Below are 22,999 nucleotides of genomic sequence, written 5' to 3' on the forward strand. Positions count from 1 at the left end.
TTGCAGTAGGAGTTTTGGGGCCCTAGGTTGAGTGGGAAATGAGGTTCTTAGAGCAGGGGTAACTCGAGAGGTATGTAGGTTGAAAAAGTAGTATTATCTTTTCCGCTCATCCGGTCAGAACTCCAAAACTAGAAGGTATAGCGGACACTGCCCCGCCAGTACCTCCCTCGGCTTGCCAGGTCTGCGGGTCGTCCCGGATCACCAAAATAGGAGAAGGAATCTTCCTGATTCAAATTATAGACACCTACATTTCCCACCCAGCCGTTTTCGGCCCGATACTCGACCGAAAATGTGTAAGTCGTTTTGGCGTAGTAATAGGTGTCTTTGTCGGGATTGGCACCAATACGGCGAAGCATATCTGAGCGATGATCCGCACGCAGCCGAAGTAGCCAGTGGTCGTTCTGGTAGATAAAGGATGTTCGCACATCATTTTCCGGAATCGCTGTTATGGGCGTGGTATCAAACTCTGGTCCTCTAATATCGGTTTCCGTTTCATTGTAGCGGTAACGCATTTCGAGCGAGAAGCCTTCCAGGTTAAACCACAGAGGGTCCAGGCCCTGGTTCCAAATAACTTGCGCTTGATTATGGATACCAAAGCCAGCGTTTGCCCAGGTATACAGATCGTAGTCTTTAAACTGTCCGTCGGGTACCGTGGTTTGGCTTTGCACAACAATGTCTTCATTGTCTCGGCGAAGAAGCTCCAGGCTTAAGAATCCACTGTCGTGGTATGCCCAATCTGCAGCGGCAAGAAGACTGGTGAAGACAGTAGGTTTTAGCTCTGAATTTCCAGCGCTAACATACTGAGATCGTTGGTTGATTCTCCGGAAAGGTGCCAGGTAGTAGTAACGTGGTCGTTCTATCGCTTTCGACCAGGAGGTATAGAGCGTTAGTTGATTACTAGCTGTATACACAGCTTGGATACCAGGAAAGTAGTCGGTGTATTCTCGCCCACCTTCTGTATCCAATGTTTGGGTGTAAGCTCCGGTCTCATCGAATAAGACTTCCTTGCCCGTGAATTCGTCTTCGGTCTTTTCCATCCGAATCCCAGCGAGTATTCGCCAGGTGTTCCATAGGTAATCACCCATGAGGTAGGCTGAAGAAATTGTTTCATTCACCGTATAGTTAGCGGGGTCCGATTGGGAACGTGTGCGTGTTTCGTTGAGCGTAAAGTCATCAGGGTGTGTTAGGAAATACTCTCTGAACGCTACCGGATCGTGAAATCCGCTCAGACTATAGTTCCAGTAGTGAATATCGTCGTTCCGCCAAGGGCTCTCAAACTGAGCGATTGTGAGTTCACCTGCCGCTTTGTCGAATACCCGAATGTCGTCGCCACTATCAAGATCACGGTTGAGGAACTTGAGGCCGCTTTTGATTTTCAAACTCCCTTTTTCATGGATGAAAAAACGTTCTAAATCGAAGGAGGCGATTTTATCCAAGTAAATATCCTTCGACTTATAAATGCGTACTTCATCAAACAAATAGTTTGCGGTATCCGTTGCACGTTCTTGTGAATTGGGATGTATCGTAAAGATGGGATAGTCGGACATGGCTTCATCATAGGATGCATCCACATTTTTCATTTCAAAGAATGAATCCCAACGGTGAGGATATTGTGAGTCGGAGAGATCGTACTTGGCCTGCGCTTCCCAGCGCCACAGATCTCCCTTGTATTGAAGGCCTGCTGTTACTTCTCGGGTCTTTCTTTCGTTTCGTCTTTCTTCAATTCCTTTAAACAAAGACATGCCTTCTACCGTGGCGGAGTCTTCATCTAAACTTACAAAGTCACCATCGTCCCATTCATACTCCATGCCTCGATTGACTTCTTGTCGGTTGGTGTTGGCAAATATCCCTCGGGTAAAAATGCGTAGTTCTTTCGACAATTCGTAGTCGAGTAGTATGTTCGCGGATACGCTTCTAGACCGGAAGTCTTCTTTTTCTATTTGGACATCTTGGAAGCGCCAAATGTCTGGCCACTCTGACTTTTTCTTAAGCTCCCAATCACGGTATAGATTTTCTTCTGCTATAAAAGATTGGTAGGCCCTTGCGTTGAGCAAATAACCCCACCGATTCTCTTCCCGAAAAGATCGTCCGTCTGTGAGATATAACGATACACCAGGTTTCTCGGCCAATTCGTATTGCGTTATATAGGCTCGCACTTGTCGAGTGGGGGACCGCTGGGCAAACGCCGGGCGAAACTTCAAATTGAGAGTGCCGCCTACGATATCCGCATCCATATCTGGAGTGGCTAGCTTCAGTGCTTCAAGCGATTCAACAGAATCGGCACGAATCGAACTAAGGTTAATCCCTGAACTCTGACCCCCGATTTGCACCGAGCTGAAGTTGATCCCTGGCTTTTTATCCAGGGCCTCTTCCAGGCTCTGTGTTCCGTCTTTGGTCGCTTCCTGAACCTGCCCGGATGTAGTATTGCTCGCATTCTCTGTTGAATTTGAATCAGGCGCAATCGTGCCAACTGATTCTTCCTGGGCTTGGCAAAATACCAAGGGACAGAGAGCCAGAAATGCGATAAGCAGACTTTTGGTAAGGGATTTCAACTTAGGATAAGGTGATAGACTGCAGGATACGATTGGGGATTTTAGAAGGGGATCAAGCCGCAATATGACGTGAATAGCCCTTATTTAAGGGATTTTCACAGCTTGCATCTTCCAGCAGTTATACCACTAGCGTTCCCGAGATTTACTTTCTCAGAATCAGACCAGCGGATCGGAATGCCAATGAACTGTATTAAAAAAGCAGCGAGGTTCTCCTCTTTCAATCAATCGGTTGCCAGCGTAGGAACACTCGATCGTTTTCAGTAATATCGAATCCTTCTGCCCTTGCAGTTGAAGGTCGATCAGGAAAGCCTCCTACGTCCGTTTCAAAGTTTATGAGCGAGCCGGTCCCATTCTGCCAGTCGGAGACGATTCGATCGTCAACGGGATCCGGTTCCCACGGACGGGCTCCAGCATTGGCGGCGAGGTAGGCTGGGACATCACTGGCCAGAAGCTGAATAAAGTTGTCGTTCCACACAGGTTTTTCTTCAACCTGATACTGCGGCGCAGGTTCTCCTAGTTGATTGGTCAATTCTGGAAGGGCCGGATTGAGGGTTCCCGTATGATCGAATCGATTGCTCCAATGAGATTTTTATCGATTACAATGGGGACGGATTTAATGAGAATCGATTCCGGCCTATCAATATGCGCTTCCATTTCAATGAGGTCGATAAATTCAATGTATTCCTTCAAGTTCGCTCCAGGCGACTGGGTGTCGATCGCGATTGGCAACACGCCTATGTTATTGGATTTGGTATTCGGTTTAATTAGGGGTGCTTAACTATGGTTTTAGAGCACAATTAATGCTGGATTGAGAGCTCAGTATGGCTGATGCTTAGAGCTTACCGCTATGAAAATTCTCAATTGGATCCTGTGCTTCCTCTTTCTTCTATCTGCCGTACTTCAATACAATGACCCGGATCCTTTGCTATGGATGATTATGTGGGGAGCCGCAGGCGTGGCCTGTTTGCTTTATGGGATTGGCAAACTACCCAAGTGGTTGCCGATCTTGGTTGGTGGTGTTGGTCTCGTTTGGGGCTTGGCTCTTATTCCCGGTATTATTCGCACCGCGGGTGACATTCGCTGGAACGAAGTTTTCATGCAGGCAAGTATGAGCAACATTACGGTCGAATGGGTGCGTGAGATGGGAGGTGTCTTCATCATCGCGCTTTGGATGGGTGTGCTGATTTTGAAGAGTCGTAAGACGACTTAGTTTTGTGATTCTCAGAAACGCTTTAAAGAGTAGCACAGGCATCTTGCCTCTTTCGGCATTGCTGGAAGCAATAGCCCTACCACTTATTAGAATGTAGCCAAGGTCGTAAGACCATGGACAGTTGTCCGAACGCTTGCCGAATTTATTCCAACCCCAGTCGCTCAAACTGCTCGGGCGGCGCATCCAAGCGTTCCATTTCTCGTACTAACAGGTCTACCATACTCGACTCAGCCTCTGGATCATCTACAGGAGATTTCTGCTCATAATCGTTCTCCAAGTCGAAGAGCAGGGTTCCGAATTCGTGTTGAATCGATTGATGGACCGGACCGGAAGCGATCTTCATGGTTCGGCATCCTTTGGTAAATGGAAAGGGTTCTTGTAGTTGAATATCCTGTAACTCATCCACGTCGAAGGTGTGGGGCAAATGAGTAGGCATCAGCGTGTATTGATAAAGGGGGGTATTGTCCGGCGTGACTGGACCTCGCATGTAAAGCCAACGACCATCGGTAATGTTGACCTGCCCGCCGAAGATGCCAAAGAGCGCCGTGTCTCGGATGGGTTGATCGTCTGCGACCGTCTTAGCGATCGATTGTCCTGTCATCGTAGACGTGGCTGGCAAGTCGAAGTACTCGAGCAAAGTCGGTGCGAAATCAATTAACTGCACTAGCGATTGCCTGCGTTCATTCTTCTTCCCACTTCGAGGATCCCAAACCCATAAGGGGATGTGGGCAATTTCGTTATACAGCGGCATGCGATTCTTTCCCCACCAGTCGTGTTCGCTGAGTAGGAACCCATGATCCGTGCACACGATGAGCATGGTGTCCTCCCATAGATTAAGTTCATCCATGGTATCGAGAATACGCCCTAAGTGCTCATCACACATGCTCAAATCAGCAGCGTATTCGTATCGCACATGCTCAACCGCATCTCGATCAGCCTCATTGACCGGTCGGTACTCCGGCCAGTCGTACTCCCCGCCTTCGTATTCGTGTGGATAAAGAGACTTATGCTTCTCGTGAGTGAAGTAGGGTTCGTGGGGATCAAAGGTCTCTATCTGCAAAAACCAGTTATCTTGATCGGCGTTCGTTCGAATGAAATCAAGTCCGTGATTGAACGTGTGGTTAATGGATTGCTTTTCAGGGGTATCCATGTGTTTGCGGTTCACCCAATTCTGACGGTTCTTTTGCCGCTCAAGATCTTGATGTAATTCTGGTAGATCTGGATCTTTCACTTCCCCCTTCCAAGGATCCCATTCCTGACCACGGATGAATTCCCAAGTGTTGTAACGGGTGTGGTAGGTAGCACCCCCTTCTTCGAAGTAGTGGTAGTGATCGGTTACTAAATGGGTGTGAACGCCGTTGTTCTTCAGTATCTCCGGGACGGAATCGTCGAAGGGTTCGATGGGTCCCCAGCTGCGATGAAGAAACCCCGGTCGTCCTGTATGCATGTCTCGTCGTGCGGGCATACATGGCATGCTGCCTACCCAGGCGTTGTCAAAGGTGACGGACTTCTCACCCAGGCGCTGGAAGTTGGGAGCATGGGTCCAATCACAACCATAGTTTGGCAAGAAATGCCGATTCAAGGTATCAAACATTACCATGATGGCTTTCATCGGTGACCTCTCTGTTTCTGCAATTGTTGGGTGGGGTTGATAGCCGGTTTTTAGGTTAACGTTATTCATTACGACTCTAGTAGCTGTACTTAAAGTTCTCAATGTCCTCCGCGTAATAAGTCGTGATCAACTCTTTCGTTTCTTGATCGAGAATATCACGGTAATCCACTTTCTGGGAGCGATTGATATGTGGCAAAGGTTCGATTGAGTTTACTAGGTCTTTGAGCTTGGAAAGGTTCTCATGAATCGACTCAACTCTGCCGAGAAAATACATTTCTACAAGTTTACCTGTATTGTCCTTCAGCCATTCACTTTGAGGGTTCCATTGGGTGTTGGGATAGGAATGCTTGAGTGCGCCCTCATCAAGCAGGTGGGCACACTCATTGATACTGGCATCTTTCAATATCTCATAATCCTCGTGTATGCCGTATGCCGATTTCTCTGGGTTAATATTGTTGTGATGATGGCTGATATCCATCCTGGCATAATTATAGAGAGACACGAAGTGGTCCCATGGATTCCTAGTCAAAGCGATGATCTTTAGCTCTTGAAAATGCTCGGGGAGAATTTGGTTTTGGAAATCACTCAAGTATTGGTGGCTCGGCTTCTCTATTTTCAGCAATTTGCACAGACTGGTGCCGGCATTTTTGGGAATGTGAATGAACAGGAATCCCTTTCGAAAATTAGCATTTGCTGGAAGCTTTGGGTATGCATTTGAAATGCAATTTTATAAACCGCTTAATCCTGCCACTCATCGACTTCTATCCAATAGGGCCGCGTATGGGTTGCAACGATATTCAAATGGGGCGTTGGGCTCCTTCCTCCCGGAGTCTATGGTCACAGTTTGTCAGACGAGAAGCAGGTACATCTGATGATAAGTTGTTGCCCGATCGGAAATATAGAGAAAATGAAATGCTTCTATTCAGTAGTTATCCCGCCCATAATCAGACACCTTATCCCTTTTAGGAGTTCATGATCATCAGTATCATTATTTGTTGCTACAATAGCCGAGATCGAATCGCCCCAACTTTGGCGCATGTTCGAGCTCTCAAAGTCCCCGATAATGTAAGGTGTGAACTGGTGATCGTAAATAATGCCTCGACCGATGATACGGCGGAAATAGTTAAGAGCTTTCGTAATGCCATTAGATCTGAGGTGTTAGATGTGATCATTCTAGAAGAAGCTCGGCCTGGCCTAAATCATGCGCGAGAAACCGGTATCTCATGCTCAAGCGGCGAGTATGTTGTTTTATGTGATGATGACAACTGGCTGGACCATCACTATATCACCCATGTTGTGGAGTTCTTCGGTAGCCATGAGGAAGCAGGAATTGTGGGAGGTAAAAACCACGCTGAATTCGAGTCCGAACCACCGAAGTGGTTTAATGAAGTAAGGAATAACTTTGCCGTAGGACAATTTGGCGAAGCCATTCTAGATATAACAGATTTGAGAGGCTTTGTGTGGGGTGCCGGGATGGCGTTTAGACGAACGGTGTATGAGGATCTAAAGAAGATGGGGCATCAGATGCTTACTTCCGATCGATCAGGGAAATCGCTAAGTTCTGGAGGAGACTCGGAATTCTGTTTTGCGGCCCGTTTATTGGGTTATAGAATTTATTACCATCCGGATCTACAACTGAAGCATTATATTTCAAAAGAGCGGTTAGCATTCTCCTACATTCAAAAGCTGAGTTTTTCCTTTGGTCGTGCAACGCCGATGCTCGATTGTTATAAAAAGAAATACCATGAGCAGCCGGAAACCGTTCGGCCTTCTTTGTGGATTTCTGAAGTCAAACGGCAGGTGCAATTTTGGCGCATAAGAAAAAGGGACTCTTGATCTATCTCTTCACCAAGCGGGAGGATATGCGAACCATCAATGTAGCCATAAACCTTGGAAGGTTGGCTCAGTTGCTGTCTCTTCGGCGCAACTATGCCTCAAAGATAAAAGCGAGTATCCAGCTATTTTCAAAACCTCTTAGTTTCGAAGGCTCTTCTTCCAAATATTCGGACGCTTAATCCTTCCTTAGCGCCTCAGTTGTCTGGTGGTTCATCGGCGGCTCGCACAAGTGGAAGCAATGCAAGCCCTGCCTCCAACGAATGAAACCTGTTCCAGAAAATATGCTGAACCCATTTTCTGATTTTGTTTAAATTTCTTAATTGAGTGCTGAATCAGCTGGAAATGCAGCATCCCACCTCCAATAATGAGCGGTCCCTATTATGATGAAACGATTCTTTTTTCTGTTTGCTACGGCCATACTTTCACAAGCCGTACTCCCTGCGGCTAGTCGCCCCAATATTCTATTTACGATCTCGGACGATCAGTCGTTTCCGCATGCGAGTGCTCATGGCACCGAGTGGGTGAATACGCCGGGTTTCGATCGGGTGGCGGAGATGGGGCTACTTTTTAACCGCGCCTACACACCGAATGCTAAGTGTGCTCCATCGCGTGCGATTATCCTTACCGGCCGATATTCTTGGGAACTAGAGGAGGCTGCGAACCACGTTCTTTTTTGGCCGGATGAGTTTAAGACTTGGATGGAAGCTATGCCCGACGCTGGATACGATACGGGGTTTACCGGCAAAGGGTGGGGGCCAGGTGATCCGGGCACTCTACACGGTAAGCCTCGGCTGCTTACGGGACCACAGTTTGTTGGCAAAACAATGACTCCTCCGGCAAATGCCATGAGTAATAAGGACTATGCGGGAAACTTTAAAATGTTCCTTGATCAACGCGATGAGGATAAGCCGTTTGCGTTTTGGTATGGGGGGCATGAGCCTCATCGTCGCTTCGAGTATGGCTCTGGAGTTGCCAAAGGTGGAAAGTCGTTAAGCGATATTGATCATGTGCCGGGTTATTGGCCGGATGACGAGATTGTCCGCAATGACATGCTAGACTACGCGTTCGAGATTGAGCATTTCGATCGTCATTTGGCGCGCATGCTCGACGAGCTAGAAAAACGTGGGCTTTTGGAAAATACAGTGGTGGTAGTGACATCCGACAACGGGATGCCTTTCCCCCGGTCGAAGGGTAACAATTATGAGATCTCTCATCATATGCCGTTAGCCGTTTCCTGGCCGAAGGGTATTAAAAACCCTGGTCGCGATGTAGATAGTCTGGTGAGTTTTGTTGATCTGGCACCTACCTTTCTGGAAGTGGCGGGAGTCACTGCCCAAACTGTCGGTATGCAAGCGGTCTCCGGGAAAAGCCTGTTTCCCATTTTTAAGAACCAGGTCCAGAGTCCGGAAGATTTTCGAGATTACCTTTTGTTTGGTAAGGAGCGTCATGATGCTGGACGCCCGAACAATGCAGGTTACCCGATTCGGGGCATTCTTCAAGGGGACTACTTGTTCTTGAGGAATTTCGAAACAAGTCGTTGGCCTTCTGGTAATCCTGAGACGGGATATATGAATACAGATGGAGGAGCGACTAAGACGTTGATCCTCGAAGGTCGCTTTGATCCAGATCGGATCCAGTGGTGGAAAACGAACTTTGGTAAACGACCTCCTGAGGAACTCTACAATATTAAAAAAGATCCTGACTGTATCCAAAACCTCGCGGTCCGAGGTGATCCATCTATCAAACGGGAGCTAGCGGCGAAACTGTATGCCGATCTGGCCAGGCAAGGTGACCGCCGCATGTTCGGTCGAGGTTATGAGTATGATAACTTTCGCTTTTCAGATCCCGTTCAGCAGAACTTCTACGAACGCTACATGGCGGGTGAGCCGATCGAGGCTCGATGGATCAATCAGTCCGATATCGCTGTGCCTCAGAGTGAGCTGATTGAAAGTGAAAAATAAGCAGAGAGGCTGCGTCGAGTTGTAGAAGGGGGGGTATCCCCCGATTGCATGGAGGTCGGTCGAATGATCTGGGGATAAAGCCTACTACAGAAAAAGGCGACCCCATTGAGGTCGCCTTTTTTAAATTAACAAATAACAGATAACGAATAACCAAAGTGCAGTTTTTAAAACTGTACCTTCAATTTCTTTGCTGTTGGCTTCAGCCCCTTCTTGGTGAAGCTGTCTGGACGATCACTTCCCGCTTTCACTGTGTATTTTCCATCTGTATACACTTTTGGAAGGAATGATTTCCCTTTGATACGAACGGTATAGAGAATCTCTTGGTTGGATTCGTCGATCACTTGGACAACGGGGTCCGGATCGTCGAACACCATTTCAGGTAAGTAGCCATGGACTTCACGTCCGTCATTTTCCTCCGTACGAATGGTGATGGGCCAACCTGGATATTGTGGTGCGTTGGGTTTGGTCACATCGCCGAAGCGTGGCCAGCACTCAAAAGTGATCGTGCGACTTGGCTTGTGGAATCGAGCGATGCCATAGCCGTCCTCGAGATTGGTTTCGCCTCCTTGGTTGGACAGCTCACGGGCCGCATTCATGTTCTTGAAGTTGGGGTTGGCGTAAGAGTGCATGGTCATGCGGTTTCCTAATCCATCCATGTAATCGCCGGTCCATTCCAGCTCGTTGTCGATGGGATCTCCACCACCTGCTTCACCGTTTTCAGGCCACCACCAGCGACCGTAGATGGTGTTGACGATGGCAGGGCCGGTAAAGCCAAAGGGTCCATCGCGGTGTTCGTCGATTCCGTGTTGTACGACAACGGCGAGATGTTGGTCACCACAGAGGTGGGGTGCCCAGGCACGTCGGATGGCTGCAAGAGCCTTGTTGCGGCCGGTTTGTGGCCAGGCATTGCTGTCTAGATCGGCCAATAAGCGTCCGGTATCAAAATTACCATGGAGGTGAACGGCACCAGTGAATGCTGTTTGAGAGAGGACTGCTTTCATTTCCACGCCTTCCCAATCCTGAGACCACTCGTTTAGAAAGTGAATCTGACGATCCCCGAGAAGCTTGAGCCCAGGAAGATCTACCGTGTTTGGATCATATCTCTTGTCATTGATATGGTCCGGGCGTGGGCCCATTTCAGGTATCTTACCTTTGGGGCCACTTTTGAATTTGCGGTCTTCAATGACTGCGAAACTAACTCCGCCTACTTTTGCGTCTGTATAGTATACCTGAATGCCTTGTTGGATCGGGGTGGGATCAAATGGATCGGGCAGGTGCCAGTTTTGCTGATCGTGGATCATCTTGATATACTCCTTGGGAAAGTAATAGCCCCCCGAACTACCATCGGTGGCGTCGGCGATAATTCCTCCTTCGCCCCAGAAATTTCCTTGGCCGATATCGTGGTCGTCAATGATCGTGATGGTCGGGCGGTCTTTGATCACGTCGCGGAACAGATAGCCAAACCAAGTCCAGCCAGCTGTGAGTTCCCGATGGTCGTAGCTCTGGTCTCCGGCAAAAAAGAGGAGGTCCGGATCCTGTGCTCGGAGGTTGGCAACAATCGAGGCACGATCTCCACGATCTCGGCTGGAGTTACATGAGAGAGATCCGACTACGATTTCATGCTTATCAATGGGATCCTTACGAATGAGGCCTTCAAATATAGCACCTCCAGAGTGGCTTACGCGATAGGGCACATCTTGGCTCCCATCCCAACCATCGATTCGAAAATGAGCATACCAGCCAGGATAATTTACCTTGGCCGTTTTGGCCGCCTTCCAGCTTCCGTTCTGCTTGAGTTCCAACGTCACTTCGCGTTCTTCCCCTGCTTGAAGAGGAAACAGTTGGGCAGTCATTTTCATGCTGCCGCCTTGTTGCGTGTAGATCGCAAAGGCAATCACATCGTCGCGCTCGACCCGGACGAACTCATCGAGAAATCCGTTTGGCTCGCGTTCCCAGATATCTTCTCTGGTCGAAGTATCGAGGTCTTTACCTCGTTCACCGGGGAAAGCGGATTTGGCGGCGACGCTGTTCCAGATGAGGAGTGCGCCAATGATCAGCATTAAGTAGTTCTTCATAGTTTTCTAGTACAGGGTAATTAGGAAGTTTAGTGCCTACAAGAGTAGGTCCTCATTCTGCAATGATTAATATTAGCATGCCCTTTAGATTTCTCCCGGATCCTCAAGGAATTGAGATTGCGGTGTGACTAATAGAGGATGTGGTTTCGCAGGTGTCCCGGAGAATCAGAATCCCCATTTCTCAACTGGGAATCCATACGAATCCTTTAAGCGTCGCATGTCTTCTGCCAACACTCCTCGTAGATAGTCTTTTTGGCTATTGCTTAATACCGATTTCTCTCGATTCCCAAGCATGGGCAGGTTGTTGATCCCACGCCTGACAGAAGCTGGGAGTAAAGTGTTTGCCGCTTTGCGGATGAACTTGAAACGGTAGGCTAGATCTTGAGCGCGTGTTGGAATCTCTGTCTTATGCACATATTCCCCCCGAAATTCAATCGGGGTATAGGGGACCTCCAGCTCTTTACAGATGTCTTCAAGCATTTCATCTGAATTGGTTTTCAGGTCCTCAAAATCCAAAAGCGTAATCTTTTTATTCGGCCAAACTTTGCGGAACTCTTCCAGTTGAACAAAATAATTTGATACGGTGTGGAAGTGTGCATCTGTGATCGTCAAGGATTGGTCGGACCAGGTTTTGCCTCTGCAAAAATTGCATTCTGACACGATTCGATCCAATGGATTGCGGAGGATATAATATAGTTTGGGATCAATCCCGTAATCACGCATCCTTCCAGCTGTACCTTTAATCCTGGGATGCATTGTATAGGTGGTCGACGCTTCCAATGCCCAAGAATGGTTGTTGGGGTCATAGTCCCACAGATCGTCGTAATTGAACTCTCCGCATTTTAATGAAAAATAATGAGGCTCTTTGTCTCCAATCGGGGAGCAAATATTGCTGGTACGCTCCAACTTATCGAAAAGTGCTGTCGCCCCACTTTTCATTGCTCCAATGATGATTAAGAACCTGTCTCTAGGAATTTTTTCCATTTGGTGATATTTGGACAGATCGGTTTGAAGTTTCCAACATCTTTGATCGGATTTTTTGTCAAACGGTCTAATTTAAAAGAAATTTTAGGACTTCGTTGTATTTGCTTCTTCTCCGCTGCGCTCCGTCTGCCGAGCCTGGAAGGCGACATGATCACAAGAAAACAACTGCCTTCGGCAGTGATGATGTCGGTTTTCAACCTCGGTACTCATGTGCCATGTGTGTACACAGAAAACCTCCCGGTCTTCCTAGATGTGGGAGGTTTTGGATCTTTCAAATGGTGGGAGATAGCAGATTGGCTCGCGTTGCTCGGTGCTTTGCACTCACTCCTCACGGAGTGCCCCTTCTCCGCTCCGCTCCGTCAAACAGCCTTCGGCAGTTCGAACCTGCTAAAGAGTACATAGAAAAGCCTCAACTTGGTGGGTGAGGCTAGTGGTCTTCGATTTTCTAAATGGTGGGAGATGGCAGATTCGAACTGCCGACCCCTTGCGTGTCATGCAAGTGCTCTAACCAACTGAGCTAATCCCCCATAGGAAAGGGCTATGAGCGAATTCAAGATCTTCTGGTTGGCAAGTCAAAAGGATCATTGGAATTTCCACCTGCGACCTCCTCGGGAGGAAGGCCAATATATACTTGGTTTTTTTCGGGCTTTCTCTAAAGCTCATTCAACATTTCATGATCCAGTTCCTTCGTATCCAAAACCTCGCACTCATGACCGAAACGTCCTTGGATATTGATCCTGGCTTTACGGTGGTCACTGGAGAAACCGGTGCAGGCAAATCGGTTCTGTTGGGAGCCTTGAGCATGTTGGCTGGAAATCGAATCGAAAAGACCATCATCAGGCAGGGCGAAACAGGCTGTGAAGTGGAGGCTGCTTTGTATTTTCCAGACTCCGAAAAGATCAACACCTTGTTGGAAGACAATGGCTTGCCTCCCTGTGAAGAGGATGTGCTGCTCTTACGCAGATCGATCAGCCGTGCGAAAATGGGCAAGGTGTTTATCAATGGGAAGCTGTGCACGCTCTCTCTGTTATCGATGCTGGGTAAACACTGGATCGACTTTCATGGTCCTGGTGAGCCTCAAAAGCTCTTTGACTGGCAAAATCAATTGGAGCTGCTCGATTGCTACGCTGGTTCAGCCATGGATTTAGCCGTGTACCAGGAGTTGTTTTCAGAATGGAAGTCGCTCCTTCGTCAGAAAGAAGAGATCCAAAATAAATCTCAGCTTTCTGATGACGAGTTGGCCTATTACCAGACTCAGATGGAGCAAATTGATGCGGTAGATATTATTACCGAGGCCGCGATTGAAGCTCTGGAAAGTGATTTTAATCTAGGGAGCCAAGCGGCCGAGTTGGTTCAGTTACTTCAGCAAGTTGAAGATGGGTTGAGTGGGGATGATGGAATTATTCCCAAGTTAGGGAGGCTGGCGATGAATTCGAATCAGATTGCCAACATCGATAAACGGACTGCGGAATTGGCTAAGCGACTCAACCAAGCCGTCGTTGAATTGGACGATATCAACGCCGAGTTCTTTCAATTACGCCGAAAAGCAGACTTCAACGAAATCGAAATTGCCGCCTTGCAAGAGCGGATGGACAAGTGGTTAGAGGTAAAACGCAAGTTTGGACCTACGGTGACGCAGGTCATGGAAAATCGCGAGCGGCTCTCCTTGAGGATAGAGATGCAAGCCGATATTGAAGGCACGATCGGCAAGCTGGATAACATGATTAAGCGCAAAGAAGAAGAACTTCTAAGAGCGGGTGCCCAGTTAACAGGTAGACGAGAGAAGGCCGCTACGAATTTGGCTAAAGAGACGGCGGTCCTGCTAGAAACGCTCGGTTTTAAGAAAGCTCGATTCGATGTGATCGTCTATCCTGAAGATGCCTTTCGTGAACACGGTAATTCGCGCTGTGAATATGTCTTTTCTGCAAATCCAGGCCAGGAAACACTGCCACTGAACAAGATTGCATCCAGTGGTGAAATTGCTCGTGTGATGTTGGCGCTGAAAACTATTTTGGCCAAGTTAGATGACACGCCTGTTCTGGTGTTTGATGAAGCCGATGCCAATGTCGGCGGAGAGATTGGCACGGTTGTAGGTGATCGATTGGCAGAACTCTCTGGAAGTCATCAAGTATTCTGTGTGACCCACCTTCCCCAAGTGGCTGCCAAAGGTAAGCAACATTTTCTAGTGGAAAAGACCGCTACCGATGACGAGACCAAGGTCTCGATTGACGCCATCCATGAAGATGAAGCGGTTCGTTTGAAGGAGCTTGCTCGTATGTTAGGCAGCAGCCGTTCCAAGGTCGCACAAACGCACGCACGCGAGTTGCTGGGCGTGACTTGACCTGGTCAACTCCTCTCTCAAGGATCCTAGAATGATCCGTATCGTTTGTCTTCTTCTTTGTCTCCTCATTCTAAACCCTTTATCTGGTCAGCGCCGTAGCCGATTGCCGGCGCACATCGCGAAACCCAATATGGGGGATACGGTTAAACTCAACGTCTACGCAGACAATTGGTTTAAATTATATATTAATGGGAAGCTGATTGCGACCGACTCCATTGAGTTTATGCCTCACAATGTAGTATCTGTTGATGTGCTACCTCAATTCCCTATGACGATTGCGGTGATGGCGCGGGACAATGCCGATGCGGTTACCGGAAAAGAATACGAGCATGTCATGATCGGAGATGGTGGTTTTATAATGAAGCTGGGTGACGATGTCGTCAGTGATGCCAGTTGGAAAGCCAAGTGCTATTTCTTCGGTCCGATGGAAGGTGAAGATCCTGTGGTTAAGCATATTCCTATTCCTGAAGATTGGATGTCTGTTGAATTTGATGACAGTGATTGGCGTTCTGTGACTATCTATGAAGAGGCGACGGTTCGCCCACCCCAGGTGTTTCGCGACTATGATTTTGAAGGAGCCGAGTTTGTTTGGACGAGCGATCTGGACCTTCACAATACGATCATTTTTCGTGCAACTATTGAGAAGCCCGGCTGGAAAGCTCGATGGAATACAGGAACGCCAGCGCTGCGGATAGAAGATTTAGAACGGGGCGAGTGACGAGGGGCACGGGGTGAATGTAAATCTTTATCTTACTCGTCCTCGTCCTTAAAAATATTGGGACATCCACAGTCTCACGACCGTGGCTACATTTTGCAGTGAGCTAGGGCCATTGCTTCCAGCAATGCGGTTAATTGAGTGGGAGGAGGAGAACGAGGAAGAAGAGGATCCTCTTTAACTCTTAGGTGTTAAAACGAAAGAGCGCTACATCCCCGTCTGCAAAGATATACTCCTTGCCCTCGAGTCGGTAGCGACCGGCTTCGCGAGCCGCTTGAGTGCTTCCGGCTTTAGTCAAATCTTCGTAGGATACTACTTCAGCTTTAATGAAACCTTTCTCGAAATCGGTGTGGATGGCTGCTGCAGCTTGAGGAGCTTTTGTATTTTCCGTAATCGTCCATGCGCGGACTTCCTGTTCACCGGCTGTGAAGTAAGTCATGAGACCGAGCAGGGAGTAGGCTGATTTAATTAATCCGGATACACCCGAATCGCTGACTCCAAAGTCGGCCAGGAATTCTTTGGCCTCCTCTTCGCTCAAGTCGATGAGCTCGGATTCTAACCGCGCACTTATACATACACACTCTGCACCGTGATGTTCAGCTGCGTATTGCTTTACTTGGCCCACATAGGGATTGGCTTCTGGATCAAGCAAATCGTCTTCTGCAACATTGGCAGCAAATAGTGTAGGCTTGGAGGAAAGTAGGAAGAAGTTCCTCAGGAGGGCCTTTTCGTCATCCGTCATTTCCAGGGTCAGGGCGGGCTTTCCTTCGTTGAGGTGAGGGAGTAGCTTGTCGATCAATTCCACTTCGGCGGCGGCTTCTTTGTCACCTCCCCGGGCTAGCTTTACTGACTTGTGGTGTTTCCGCTCCAAAGAAGCCATATCGGCCAGAATGAGTTCAGAATTGATGACTTCAATATCCCGAATGGGATCCACACTACCCATATTGTGGATGATATCATCATCATCAAAACAGCGCACCACTTGAATAATGGCGTCGCACTCGCGGATGTTAGCCAGGAACTGATTTCCCAGGCCTTCTCCTTCGCTGGCTCCTTTTACCAAGCCGGCAATATCCTTAAATTCGATAGCTGCAGGTATAATAACCTTCGTTTTCGCAATCTCGGAGAGGGGTTGGAGTCGTTCATCCGGGACCTGCACAACTCCCACATTGGGTTCTATTGTACAGAAGGGATAATTGGCTGATTCCGCCTTGCGGGTCCGGGTCACAGCGTTGAATAAGGTGGATTTACCTACGTTGGGTAGTCCTACGATTCCTGCCTGAAGCATGATATGGGCGTTTTTTAGGTGAAAATGGCTCTAAAATGAAGCCGATCAGCAAGAAAGCGACCTAGGCTAAAGACAATCACAAAGTTGTATTGACAAGCATTGATGCGGCCATTGTTTTCTTTCCTCTTTTGTTTAAACCTATTTCAGAAAACACATGGCACTTCGCATAAAACTAGCCCGTGGCGGCTCTGCCCACAACCCTGTCTACCGCATCGTGGTAGGGGAAGCGCGCACCAAGCGTGATGGCAAATTTGTAGAGTGGATTGGAACCTATTCACCTAAAGCGGCCCGCGGCCAGTTGAAAGTTAAGCTGGATCGTGTGGATTATTGGGTGGGCGTTGGTGCAAAACCAACGGATACCGTTCGCTCTCTTATTAATAAAGCACGTCGTACTCCGGCAGAAGAATTGGACGCTCCTGAAGCAAAAGAAGAAACTCCAGCTCCAGTAGTCGAAGAGACTCCTGCTGCTGAAGAAGCCCCTGCTGCTGAAGAAGCACCCGCCGCTGAAGAAGCTGCACCGGTAGAAGAAGCACCAGCTGAAGAAGTAGCCGAAGCCGAAGAAGCTCCTGCTGCTGAAGCTGAAGAGGCTCCTGTTGCGGAGGAAGAAGCTCCTGCTGCTGAAGAGGAAGCCGAAAAGGCACCCGAGGCCGCTGCTGAAGAAGAAGCACCTGCTGAAGAATCCGACGACGAGGAAGAAAAGAAAAAGGACGTCTAACTTTAGGCACCCTTTAGGATTCACCTCGCCGAATCCACGGCACCATGGACGCAGCGCTCGAAATTGATTTACTGACGCTGTTTCCAGGAATGGCTACAGGCTATCTCGAAGAGAGTATGCTTGGTCGCGCCCAAAAGCATGGTTTGCTGTCGGTCAATGTACACGACATTCGCAAATGGGCTGAAGGGAAGCACAAGGTCACCGATGATCGTCCGTTTGGTGGTGGAGCTGGTATGGTAATGAAGCCTGAGCCACTCTTCGGAGTCATTGAATCGGTAAAGAGGGAAGAGACACAGGTTATATACATGGCGCCCGATGGTGAAAAACTCACCCAACCCTTGGCCAAGGAATTGAGCCAGGCTAAGCACCTGGTTTTTCTAAGTGGCCACTATGAAGGAATCGACCAACGAGTGCGTGATTGTTTAGTCGATCGAGAGGTCAGTATTGGCGATTATGTAATCACAAATGGCACCATTGCAGCCTGTGTTGTAATCGACGCTTTAGCCCGCTATATTCCGGGTGTTTTAGGAGAAGAAAAATCATTGACGCAAGATTCCTTCACAGCCAGTCTCCTCACCTTTCCTCAATTTACGCGCCCTGCGGAGTTCCGTGGGATGCGAGTCCCAGAGGTTTTACTCTCCGGAAATCACGCGGAAATTGACGCCTGGCGACTCGCCCAGCGAAAGGAAAATACTAAGTCAAAAAGACCCGATATAATTTCACCCGATCCAGAAGATGAATCTAGTCATTAACGAAATCACCAAAGACGCAATCCGCACTGACCTCACCAATTTTAAGGTAGGCGATGGTGTGCGTGTGCACCTCAAAATTCAGGAAGCAGGAAAAGAGCGTATCCAGGTATTTGGCGGAATCGTCATTGCTCGCAAGGGTAGTGGAGTCCACGAGACCTTTACTGTACGCCGTATCTCCTTCGGTGAAGGTGTTGAGAAGGTATTCCCTGTGAATGCTCCCACCATCGACAAGATCGAAGTCGACCGCGAAAGTATCACTCGCCGTGCTCGCCTCTATTATATCCGTGATCGGATTGGCAAGGAAGCGACCAAGGTGAAAGAGCGCCGCCTCATGGAAGGTCGCCGCTAAGGTCGATCCATACAAATTTTCAAAAGCCCGTACGGAAGTGCGGGCTTTTTTTATAGAGTAGAACAGGCATCTTGCCTGTTCATTGGAACAAGGAGTGCTCATCATTCTGAGTACTTAGACCTATCACGTCCCCAGATAATTTTCCCGTCACTGAGCAAAGACAGGCTGGGAAGCCTGCGCTATTTTTCTGCGTTGGATCCACCGCGGCTACTTCATCAAAGGCGATTTTTGTTTTCAAAACTGATGCAGCCCTATTGTCTCACTAGCTTATGGCCAACGCCTCCGTACAATCCAAAGCGCCATTCCACGTTATGACCAAGCCCATCGGGGCTATTTGCAACCTGGATTGCTCCTATTGCTTTTACTTGGAGAAAGACCAACTGTTTAAGCCCGGTGACTCTCGTAAGATGCAGCCCGATGTGTTGGAAACTTACATCCGCGACTACATCCAATCTCAGCCCAATGATTTTGTATCATTTGCGTGGCAGGGTGGGGAACCCACACTGCTCGGTGTCGACTACTTCCGTCAGGTAGTGGAGTTTCAGAATAAGTTTGCCAACGGGAAAAAGATTGAGAATGCCTTCCAAACCAATGGTACCTTGCTCGACGATGAATGGTGTCAGTTCTTTAAGCAGAACGATTTCCTGATTGGACTTAGTATAGACGGTCCTCGAGATGTTCACGATGCCTATCGGATCACGAAGAAACGTCGACCCACCTTCGACGACGTGATGAAGGGGATTCGTTGTCTGCAGAAAAACAACGTGCGCTTTAACACGCTGACCTGTGTAAACCGTAAGAATATGAAGTCGGGTAAGGAGGTCTACCAGTTCCTTAAGTCGATTGGCTCCGATTTCTTACAGTTTATTCCCATTGTGGAACGGCAGCCAGGCAAGGAAGAGGAGGAAATCGGATTTTGGTTGGCTGAGCCTCCCTCGGATACGATGGAGGAAGAGGATGATCTTCCAGTTACTCCTTGGAGTGTTCGACCCCAATACTATGGGCAGTTCCTCTGCGACATTTTTGATGAATGGATCAAGGAAGACGTAGGGAAGGTTTACGTGCAGATGTTTGATACTGTGCTTGGTAAGTGGCTAGGAGTTCCCGGTGGGCTTTGTATTTTCAGCGAAACTTGCGGCTCTGCCATGGCGATTGAGCACACTGGAGACGTGTATTCATGTGATCATTACGTCTACGATAAACACAAAGTGGGCAATATCATGGAGCAGTCGCTGGGTGAAATTGTCGAATCTCCCAAGCAAAAGAAGTTTGGAGATGATAAGCGTGATGCGCTTCCCAAAATGTGTCGGGAGTGTGAATACAAGTTTGCCTGTAATGGGGGCTGCCCCAAACAACGTTTTATGAAAACGCCTGAGGGTGAAGCAGGGCTAAACTACCTTTGTCAGGGGTATATGAAGTTCTATGAGCACAGTAAGGGAGCGATGCAGGCCATGGCGCACCTTTACCGCATGGGTCGTCCGCCTGCTGAGATTATGAATATGCGCCAAAAGAAGTAGTCACAGCTTCATATTTGGAAACTTTCTTTGAACCTGATCCATAAGAAAGTCTCGTTCTTTCTCCATACCCTGGCTGTCGTATTCTTTGGCTAGGTTGGCCAGTTCGCGGGCGCTTTGAACGTCGGAACCCATATAGATACGGATCAAAGAGCTGGCGGACGGAAAGTTCCCACTTTCGAGGTAGTAGCGGATATGAATGAGATCAAAGCTCTGACGATCCCTGTTCAACCAGGCAGGTGAAGCTCTTAGAACTTTCTGAATCATTGCTTCTGCAGCCTCCCAATCTTTTGCCGCTATGTTTGATTCCAGTGTTTCGAATACGATCGATTTATTTACGACGTTTGCATCCTCATCTTGCGTCGCATCAGAATCTGGAGTGGGGCTACTACTTGGATCATCTCCCAGTTCCCTTAGGAGATCGCGCGCTTCTTGATTACCTGGGTTTAGGCGAGATACTTGTTGGGCCAGCATGAGTGACTGTTACGTTTTCCCCGCACCCTGGTGTCCCACCAAGGCAAAGTTTCTGATGTGTTCAGCTGTATAACTCATAGTGATTCCGGTTGGTGTTAAACTGTATAAACGCTTACGACCTCTAAGGTTACATGCACAACCAGGATTTGCCAAGCTGTTTAGGGGAATAATCCACTATATTCTCCACTTTTTCGGTTACATTTAAGCATTCTGTAACCGGCTGAATCAGTACTAGGTTTCAACCCTCCTTAGCGCTAAGAGGATTGATAATATATCCTTACGATTTACCCCTAAAGGATCTGAGTGAGCTGTGTTAGCTCTGTCAGAATCACATCCGGTTCTAGGCCTTGGCATCGGTCGTCTGTTTCACGGAGACGCAGGGATCGTTCATCACCAGCAAACAATGCGGTCATTAATCCAGCTTGATTGGCCGTCCAGATATCATTGAGCATGTCATTGCCCACGTAGAGTGCCTGGTCCGGTCGAATCCCTCGTGAGCTTAGAGATTGCTTGAGCTTTTCAAACAGTTCAACTGATGGTTTCCCCAAATGTTCCTTAAAAGACCAAACGGAGAGGTCGTCCTCAAATCCAAGATCTTCAAGTGCCCTGCCCGTAAAACTTTGCAACATGATGGGCGTGTAAAATTGAGCATTCGAAACAATTCCTAGGAGTAACTCTTTTTTATGAATGGACTGGAGAACCGATTCTAAGCCAGGCATTGGCCACACCGGGTTTACCGCGCATTCGAATCGGATGGCCATGAACTTCAGCGTTTCTTCATCCGGAGGATTTCGTCGTAGCTTTGTTATGAGTCGCTTCCAAATCTCAAGGATGTCGACTTCAGGATAAAGAGCACCTCTAGCCTTGGAAACTTCGCGGTCCTCCTTAATTACGCCGTAGAAAGCGTCGCTCACTGAAAAGTCGAGTGGGATCTTCGAGCCGGTTGCATTTAAGAAGCTTCTTAGGACTTCCTCTCGATCCACTTTCTCAGCGATGCTGATGTCTCCAGTTCCAGAGATGACCAGGGTTCCATAAATATCGAAAATAACGGCTCGAGTATCTTTTAATCGTGGGAGCTTGGCCTCTAACTCCGTCGGGATGGGTTCCAACGGTGAGTTCAGCTCTTTAAATAGATTGCTTTGCATGAGTCATGTTCGCAGGAGATTAAAGCGCCTGGGGTCGAGGAAACAATTGAGAACGGTTGTCGTATTCAGGAAGTCGGTTTGGGAGACATTTGATTCCACCAAGCCTTTGTATGTTGAAAGCAATCGCTCGCCATACACCTGGGGATTAAAGTGTTTCATGATCGCCTCGCGGTTTGAGTCTATGACGCGGTCACTCAGAAAGCAGTCGAGTTTCTCTGGGTTGAAGTCCAATCGCAGCGATGGGTTCTTTGAGACCATCTCGATAATGGATGCTTGCATGCCTTCGTCCAGATATCCGAAGTCTACGGTATCTCCTTGGATTATGGAATCGAGCGCCTCTTCGGTCATCGATTTCTGGAACGGTTGCCGATAACGTTGGTAGTAGCGGAAGAGGCTATCATGCACAGATTTCCGCAACCTTTCTTTACCCACCCAGGCTATCGGCACGTCTAGTCTTGGATAGAGTCCATCGAGTCTAATTCCCGTATTTGCAAAATCGCTGGTAATATCTGGAAGGTCGCGACCCACCAGCTGAGACCCAATCAAGTAGGGCTCCAAGTAGGCCAGGCCAAATCCTTCTGCGATGCTCGTTGTAATGAGAGCATGGGAGGACTTGAGCAAAGCGTCGAACCGATGCTGTTCTCCCAACCCGAACCTGACCGGTAGGTCTAAACGATCGGCTAGGCGCACCCAGTCTTTGTAGATAGGCAATGCCGTAGGGTTAGCCGGTGCCATGGTTGAGCCAAAAATGACATCCTCTTCCGCCGCTGCCGACCAGAGCAGGAACTCTCCCATATTCTTTCGCCGAATAGATCGAGTGGGGTAGAGGAAAAGACGCTTTCCTTCTATAGTTGGATCATTGAGCTGAGCTTCCTCATCAATCTCTAACCATACTGGGTTTGCCAGTAGGTGACATCTCTCTTCTTCGATTCCGGCTAGAGTAAAAAAGGATCGGTCACGGCCGTTGATAAACGCGTAGGAGACATGTTCTCCCACGGGGTACAAAAGTTTACTTAGCTTGTTAGGATCCTTGCCTGCTAAGGTCACCAATAGTGCCTTGTAGTTTCCAGGTCGGCCGTCCTCAGCGAAATCATGAATTTGCAGCAGTAGCTTTTGTCCCTCCTGCGCCCACTTGGAGACAACGGCTGGGAGTTCAAGGTTTTTGGCCAAGCTGTGATTATGGACGTGCCAAAGGTCGGGTAAGCTGCCCCATTCATTTAGACATGCATTCTCCAAATCGCTCTTTAGTCGATCCGCGTTTTCTTCTGTGAAAGTATCATTGTACGCCAGTCCTGGGACAATACGAACATTGTCAAAGGGATAGGCTTTGTCGTCGGGCTGTTCGGAACAGAAGACTAGCGTTTCTACGCCTACCTTTAATAGCTCACGTACTGTATTTTCAATAACGCGTGTGACTCCCCCTGGCTTGAGGTGGTAGTGCAGAATGGCTACGCGCATGGTCCTGGCAAGCTGCTG

At 48.4% G+C, this 22,999-nt stretch carries 19 protein-coding genes and 1 tRNA gene; 9 read left to right on the forward strand and 11 right to left on the reverse strand.

Features of this window, described 5'->3' with window-relative positions:
- Nucleotides 1-128 precede the first annotated feature (128 nt).
- Both GA003_01060 and GA003_01065 read right to left on the reverse strand, forming a co-directional pair.
- The gene (locus GA003_01060; GenBank protein ID QXD28605.1) at nt 129-2,552 is read right to left on the reverse strand and encodes a TonB-dependent receptor; all 2,424 of its coding nucleotides are present in this window, start codon (nt 2,550-2,552) and stop codon (nt 129-131) included.
- Between the two features lie 217 nt (nt 2,553-2,769).
- Nucleotides 2,770-3,081: a hypothetical protein gene (locus tag GA003_01065; protein QXD28606.1), complete on the reverse strand. Its 312-nt coding sequence runs from the start codon at nt 3,079-3,081 to the stop codon at nt 2,770-2,772.
- A gap of 318 nt (nt 3,082-3,399) precedes the next feature.
- Here GA003_01065 and GA003_01070 point away from each other — a divergent pair, with 318 nt between their 5' ends.
- Nucleotides 3,400-3,762: a transmembrane 220 family protein gene (locus GA003_01070; GenBank protein QXD28607.1), complete on the forward strand. Its 363-nt coding sequence runs from the start codon at nt 3,400-3,402 to the stop codon at nt 3,760-3,762.
- A 142-nt stretch (nt 3,763-3,904) separates the two neighbouring features.
- Here GA003_01070 and GA003_01075 read toward each other — a convergent pair whose 3' ends face one another.
- Together GA003_01075 and GA003_01080 are read right to left on the reverse strand one after the other, a co-directional pair.
- On the reverse strand, nt 3,905-5,374 hold the full coding sequence (locus tag GA003_01075) for a sulfatase (protein ID QXD30305.1): 1,470 nt from the start codon (nt 5,372-5,374) through the stop codon (nt 3,905-3,907).
- A 76-nt stretch (nt 5,375-5,450) separates the two neighbouring features.
- A complete protein-coding gene (locus tag GA003_01080; GenBank protein QXD28608.1) occupies nt 5,451-5,963 on the reverse strand; it encodes a sulfotransferase family protein in 513 nt (170 codons plus the stop codon).
- A gap of 383 nt (nt 5,964-6,346) precedes the next feature.
- Between GA003_01080 and GA003_01085 the strand changes: the two genes are divergently transcribed.
- Nucleotides 6,347-7,210 (forward strand): glycosyltransferase family 2 protein, encoded by an 864-nt coding sequence (locus tag GA003_01085; protein ID QXD28609.1) that lies wholly within the window; start codon nt 6,347-6,349, stop codon nt 7,208-7,210.
- Nucleotides 7,211-7,593: 383 nt separating this feature from the next.
- Nucleotides 7,594-9,171 carry a sulfatase gene (locus GA003_01090; GenBank protein ID QXD30306.1) on the forward strand — a complete coding sequence of 526 codons (1,578 nt, stop codon included), beginning with the start codon at nt 7,594-7,596 and terminating at the stop codon, nt 9,169-9,171.
- Nucleotides 9,172-9,335: 164 nt separating this feature from the next.
- On the opposite strand, the gene GA003_01095 is transcribed toward GA003_01090, so the two are convergent.
- The 3 genes from GA003_01095 to GA003_01105 all read right to left on the reverse strand — a co-directional run bounded on the left by GA003_01095 (nt 9,336) and on the right by GA003_01105 (nt 12,757).
- A complete protein-coding gene (locus GA003_01095; GenBank protein ID QXD28610.1) occupies nt 9,336-11,246 on the reverse strand; it encodes a hypothetical protein in 1,911 nt (636 codons plus the stop codon).
- 165 nt (nt 11,247-11,411) lie between these two features.
- A complete protein-coding gene (locus GA003_01100) occupies nt 11,412-12,230 on the reverse strand; it encodes a sulfotransferase domain-containing protein (protein ID QXD28611.1) in 819 nt (272 codons plus the stop codon).
- A 450-nt stretch (nt 12,231-12,680) separates the two neighbouring features.
- Nucleotides 12,681-12,757, reverse strand: a tRNA-Val gene (locus GA003_01105).
- 146 nt (nt 12,758-12,903) lie between these two features.
- Between GA003_01105 and GA003_01110 the strand changes: the two genes are divergently transcribed.
- Entirely contained in the window at nt 12,904-14,571 is a 1,668-nt protein-coding gene (locus GA003_01110) for a DNA repair protein RecN (protein ID QXD28612.1), read from the forward strand.
- Between the two features lie 31 nt (nt 14,572-14,602).
- The gene (locus tag GA003_01115; protein QXD28613.1) at nt 14,603-15,289 is read left to right on the forward strand and encodes a hypothetical protein; all 687 of its coding nucleotides are present in this window, start codon (nt 14,603-14,605) and stop codon (nt 15,287-15,289) included.
- Nucleotides 15,290-15,470: 181 nt separating this feature from the next.
- Here the strand turns inward: GA003_01115 and ychF are convergent, their stop codons facing one another.
- Complete coding sequence (gene ychF, locus GA003_01120; GenBank protein QXD28614.1) at nt 15,471-16,574, reverse strand: redox-regulated ATPase YchF; 1,104 nt, start codon at nt 16,572-16,574, stop codon at nt 15,471-15,473.
- Between the two features lie 154 nt (nt 16,575-16,728).
- Between ychF and rpsP the strand changes: the two genes are divergently transcribed.
- The 4 genes from rpsP (at nt 16,729) to GA003_01140 (ending at nt 19,907) form a co-directional block, all read left to right on the forward strand.
- The gene (rpsP, locus tag GA003_01125) at nt 16,729-17,289 is read left to right on the forward strand and encodes a 30S ribosomal protein S16 (GenBank protein ID QXD28615.1); all 561 of its coding nucleotides are present in this window, start codon (nt 16,729-16,731) and stop codon (nt 17,287-17,289) included.
- A gap of 44 nt (nt 17,290-17,333) precedes the next feature.
- Complete coding sequence (trmD, locus tag GA003_01130; GenBank protein QXD28616.1) at nt 17,334-18,041, forward strand: tRNA (guanosine(37)-N1)-methyltransferase TrmD; 708 nt, start codon at nt 17,334-17,336, stop codon at nt 18,039-18,041.
- Complete coding sequence (gene rplS, locus GA003_01135) at nt 18,025-18,390, forward strand: 50S ribosomal protein L19 (protein QXD28617.1); 366 nt, start codon at nt 18,025-18,027, stop codon at nt 18,388-18,390. The genes trmD and rplS overlap by 17 nt, the downstream gene beginning before the upstream one ends.
- A 311-nt stretch (nt 18,391-18,701) precedes the next feature.
- Nucleotides 18,702-19,907: an anaerobic sulfatase maturase gene (locus tag GA003_01140; GenBank protein QXD28618.1), complete on the forward strand. Its 1,206-nt coding sequence runs from the start codon at nt 18,702-18,704 to the stop codon at nt 19,905-19,907.
- Here the strand turns inward: GA003_01140 and GA003_01145 are convergent, their stop codons facing one another.
- The 3 genes from GA003_01145 to GA003_01155 all read right to left on the reverse strand — a co-directional run bounded on the left by GA003_01145 (nt 19,908) and on the right by GA003_01155 (nt 22,981).
- Nucleotides 19,908-20,378 carry a hypothetical protein gene (locus GA003_01145; protein QXD28619.1) on the reverse strand — a complete coding sequence of 157 codons (471 nt, stop codon included), beginning with the start codon at nt 20,376-20,378 and terminating at the stop codon, nt 19,908-19,910.
- A 290-nt stretch (nt 20,379-20,668) separates the two neighbouring features.
- Nucleotides 20,669-21,523: an HAD family hydrolase gene (locus GA003_01150; GenBank protein QXD28620.1), complete on the reverse strand. Its 855-nt coding sequence runs from the start codon at nt 21,521-21,523 to the stop codon at nt 20,669-20,671.
- Between the two features lie 3 nt (nt 21,524-21,526).
- The gene (locus tag GA003_01155; GenBank protein QXD28621.1) at nt 21,527-22,981 is read right to left on the reverse strand and encodes a hypothetical protein; all 1,455 of its coding nucleotides are present in this window, start codon (nt 22,979-22,981) and stop codon (nt 21,527-21,529) included.
- Nucleotides 22,982-22,999: the final 18 nt, after the last annotated feature.

The sequence above is a fragment of the Opitutia bacterium ISCC 52 genome, assembly GCA_014529675.2.
Taxonomy (GTDB): Bacteria; Verrucomicrobiota; Verrucomicrobiia; order Opitutales; family UBA2995; genus UBA2995.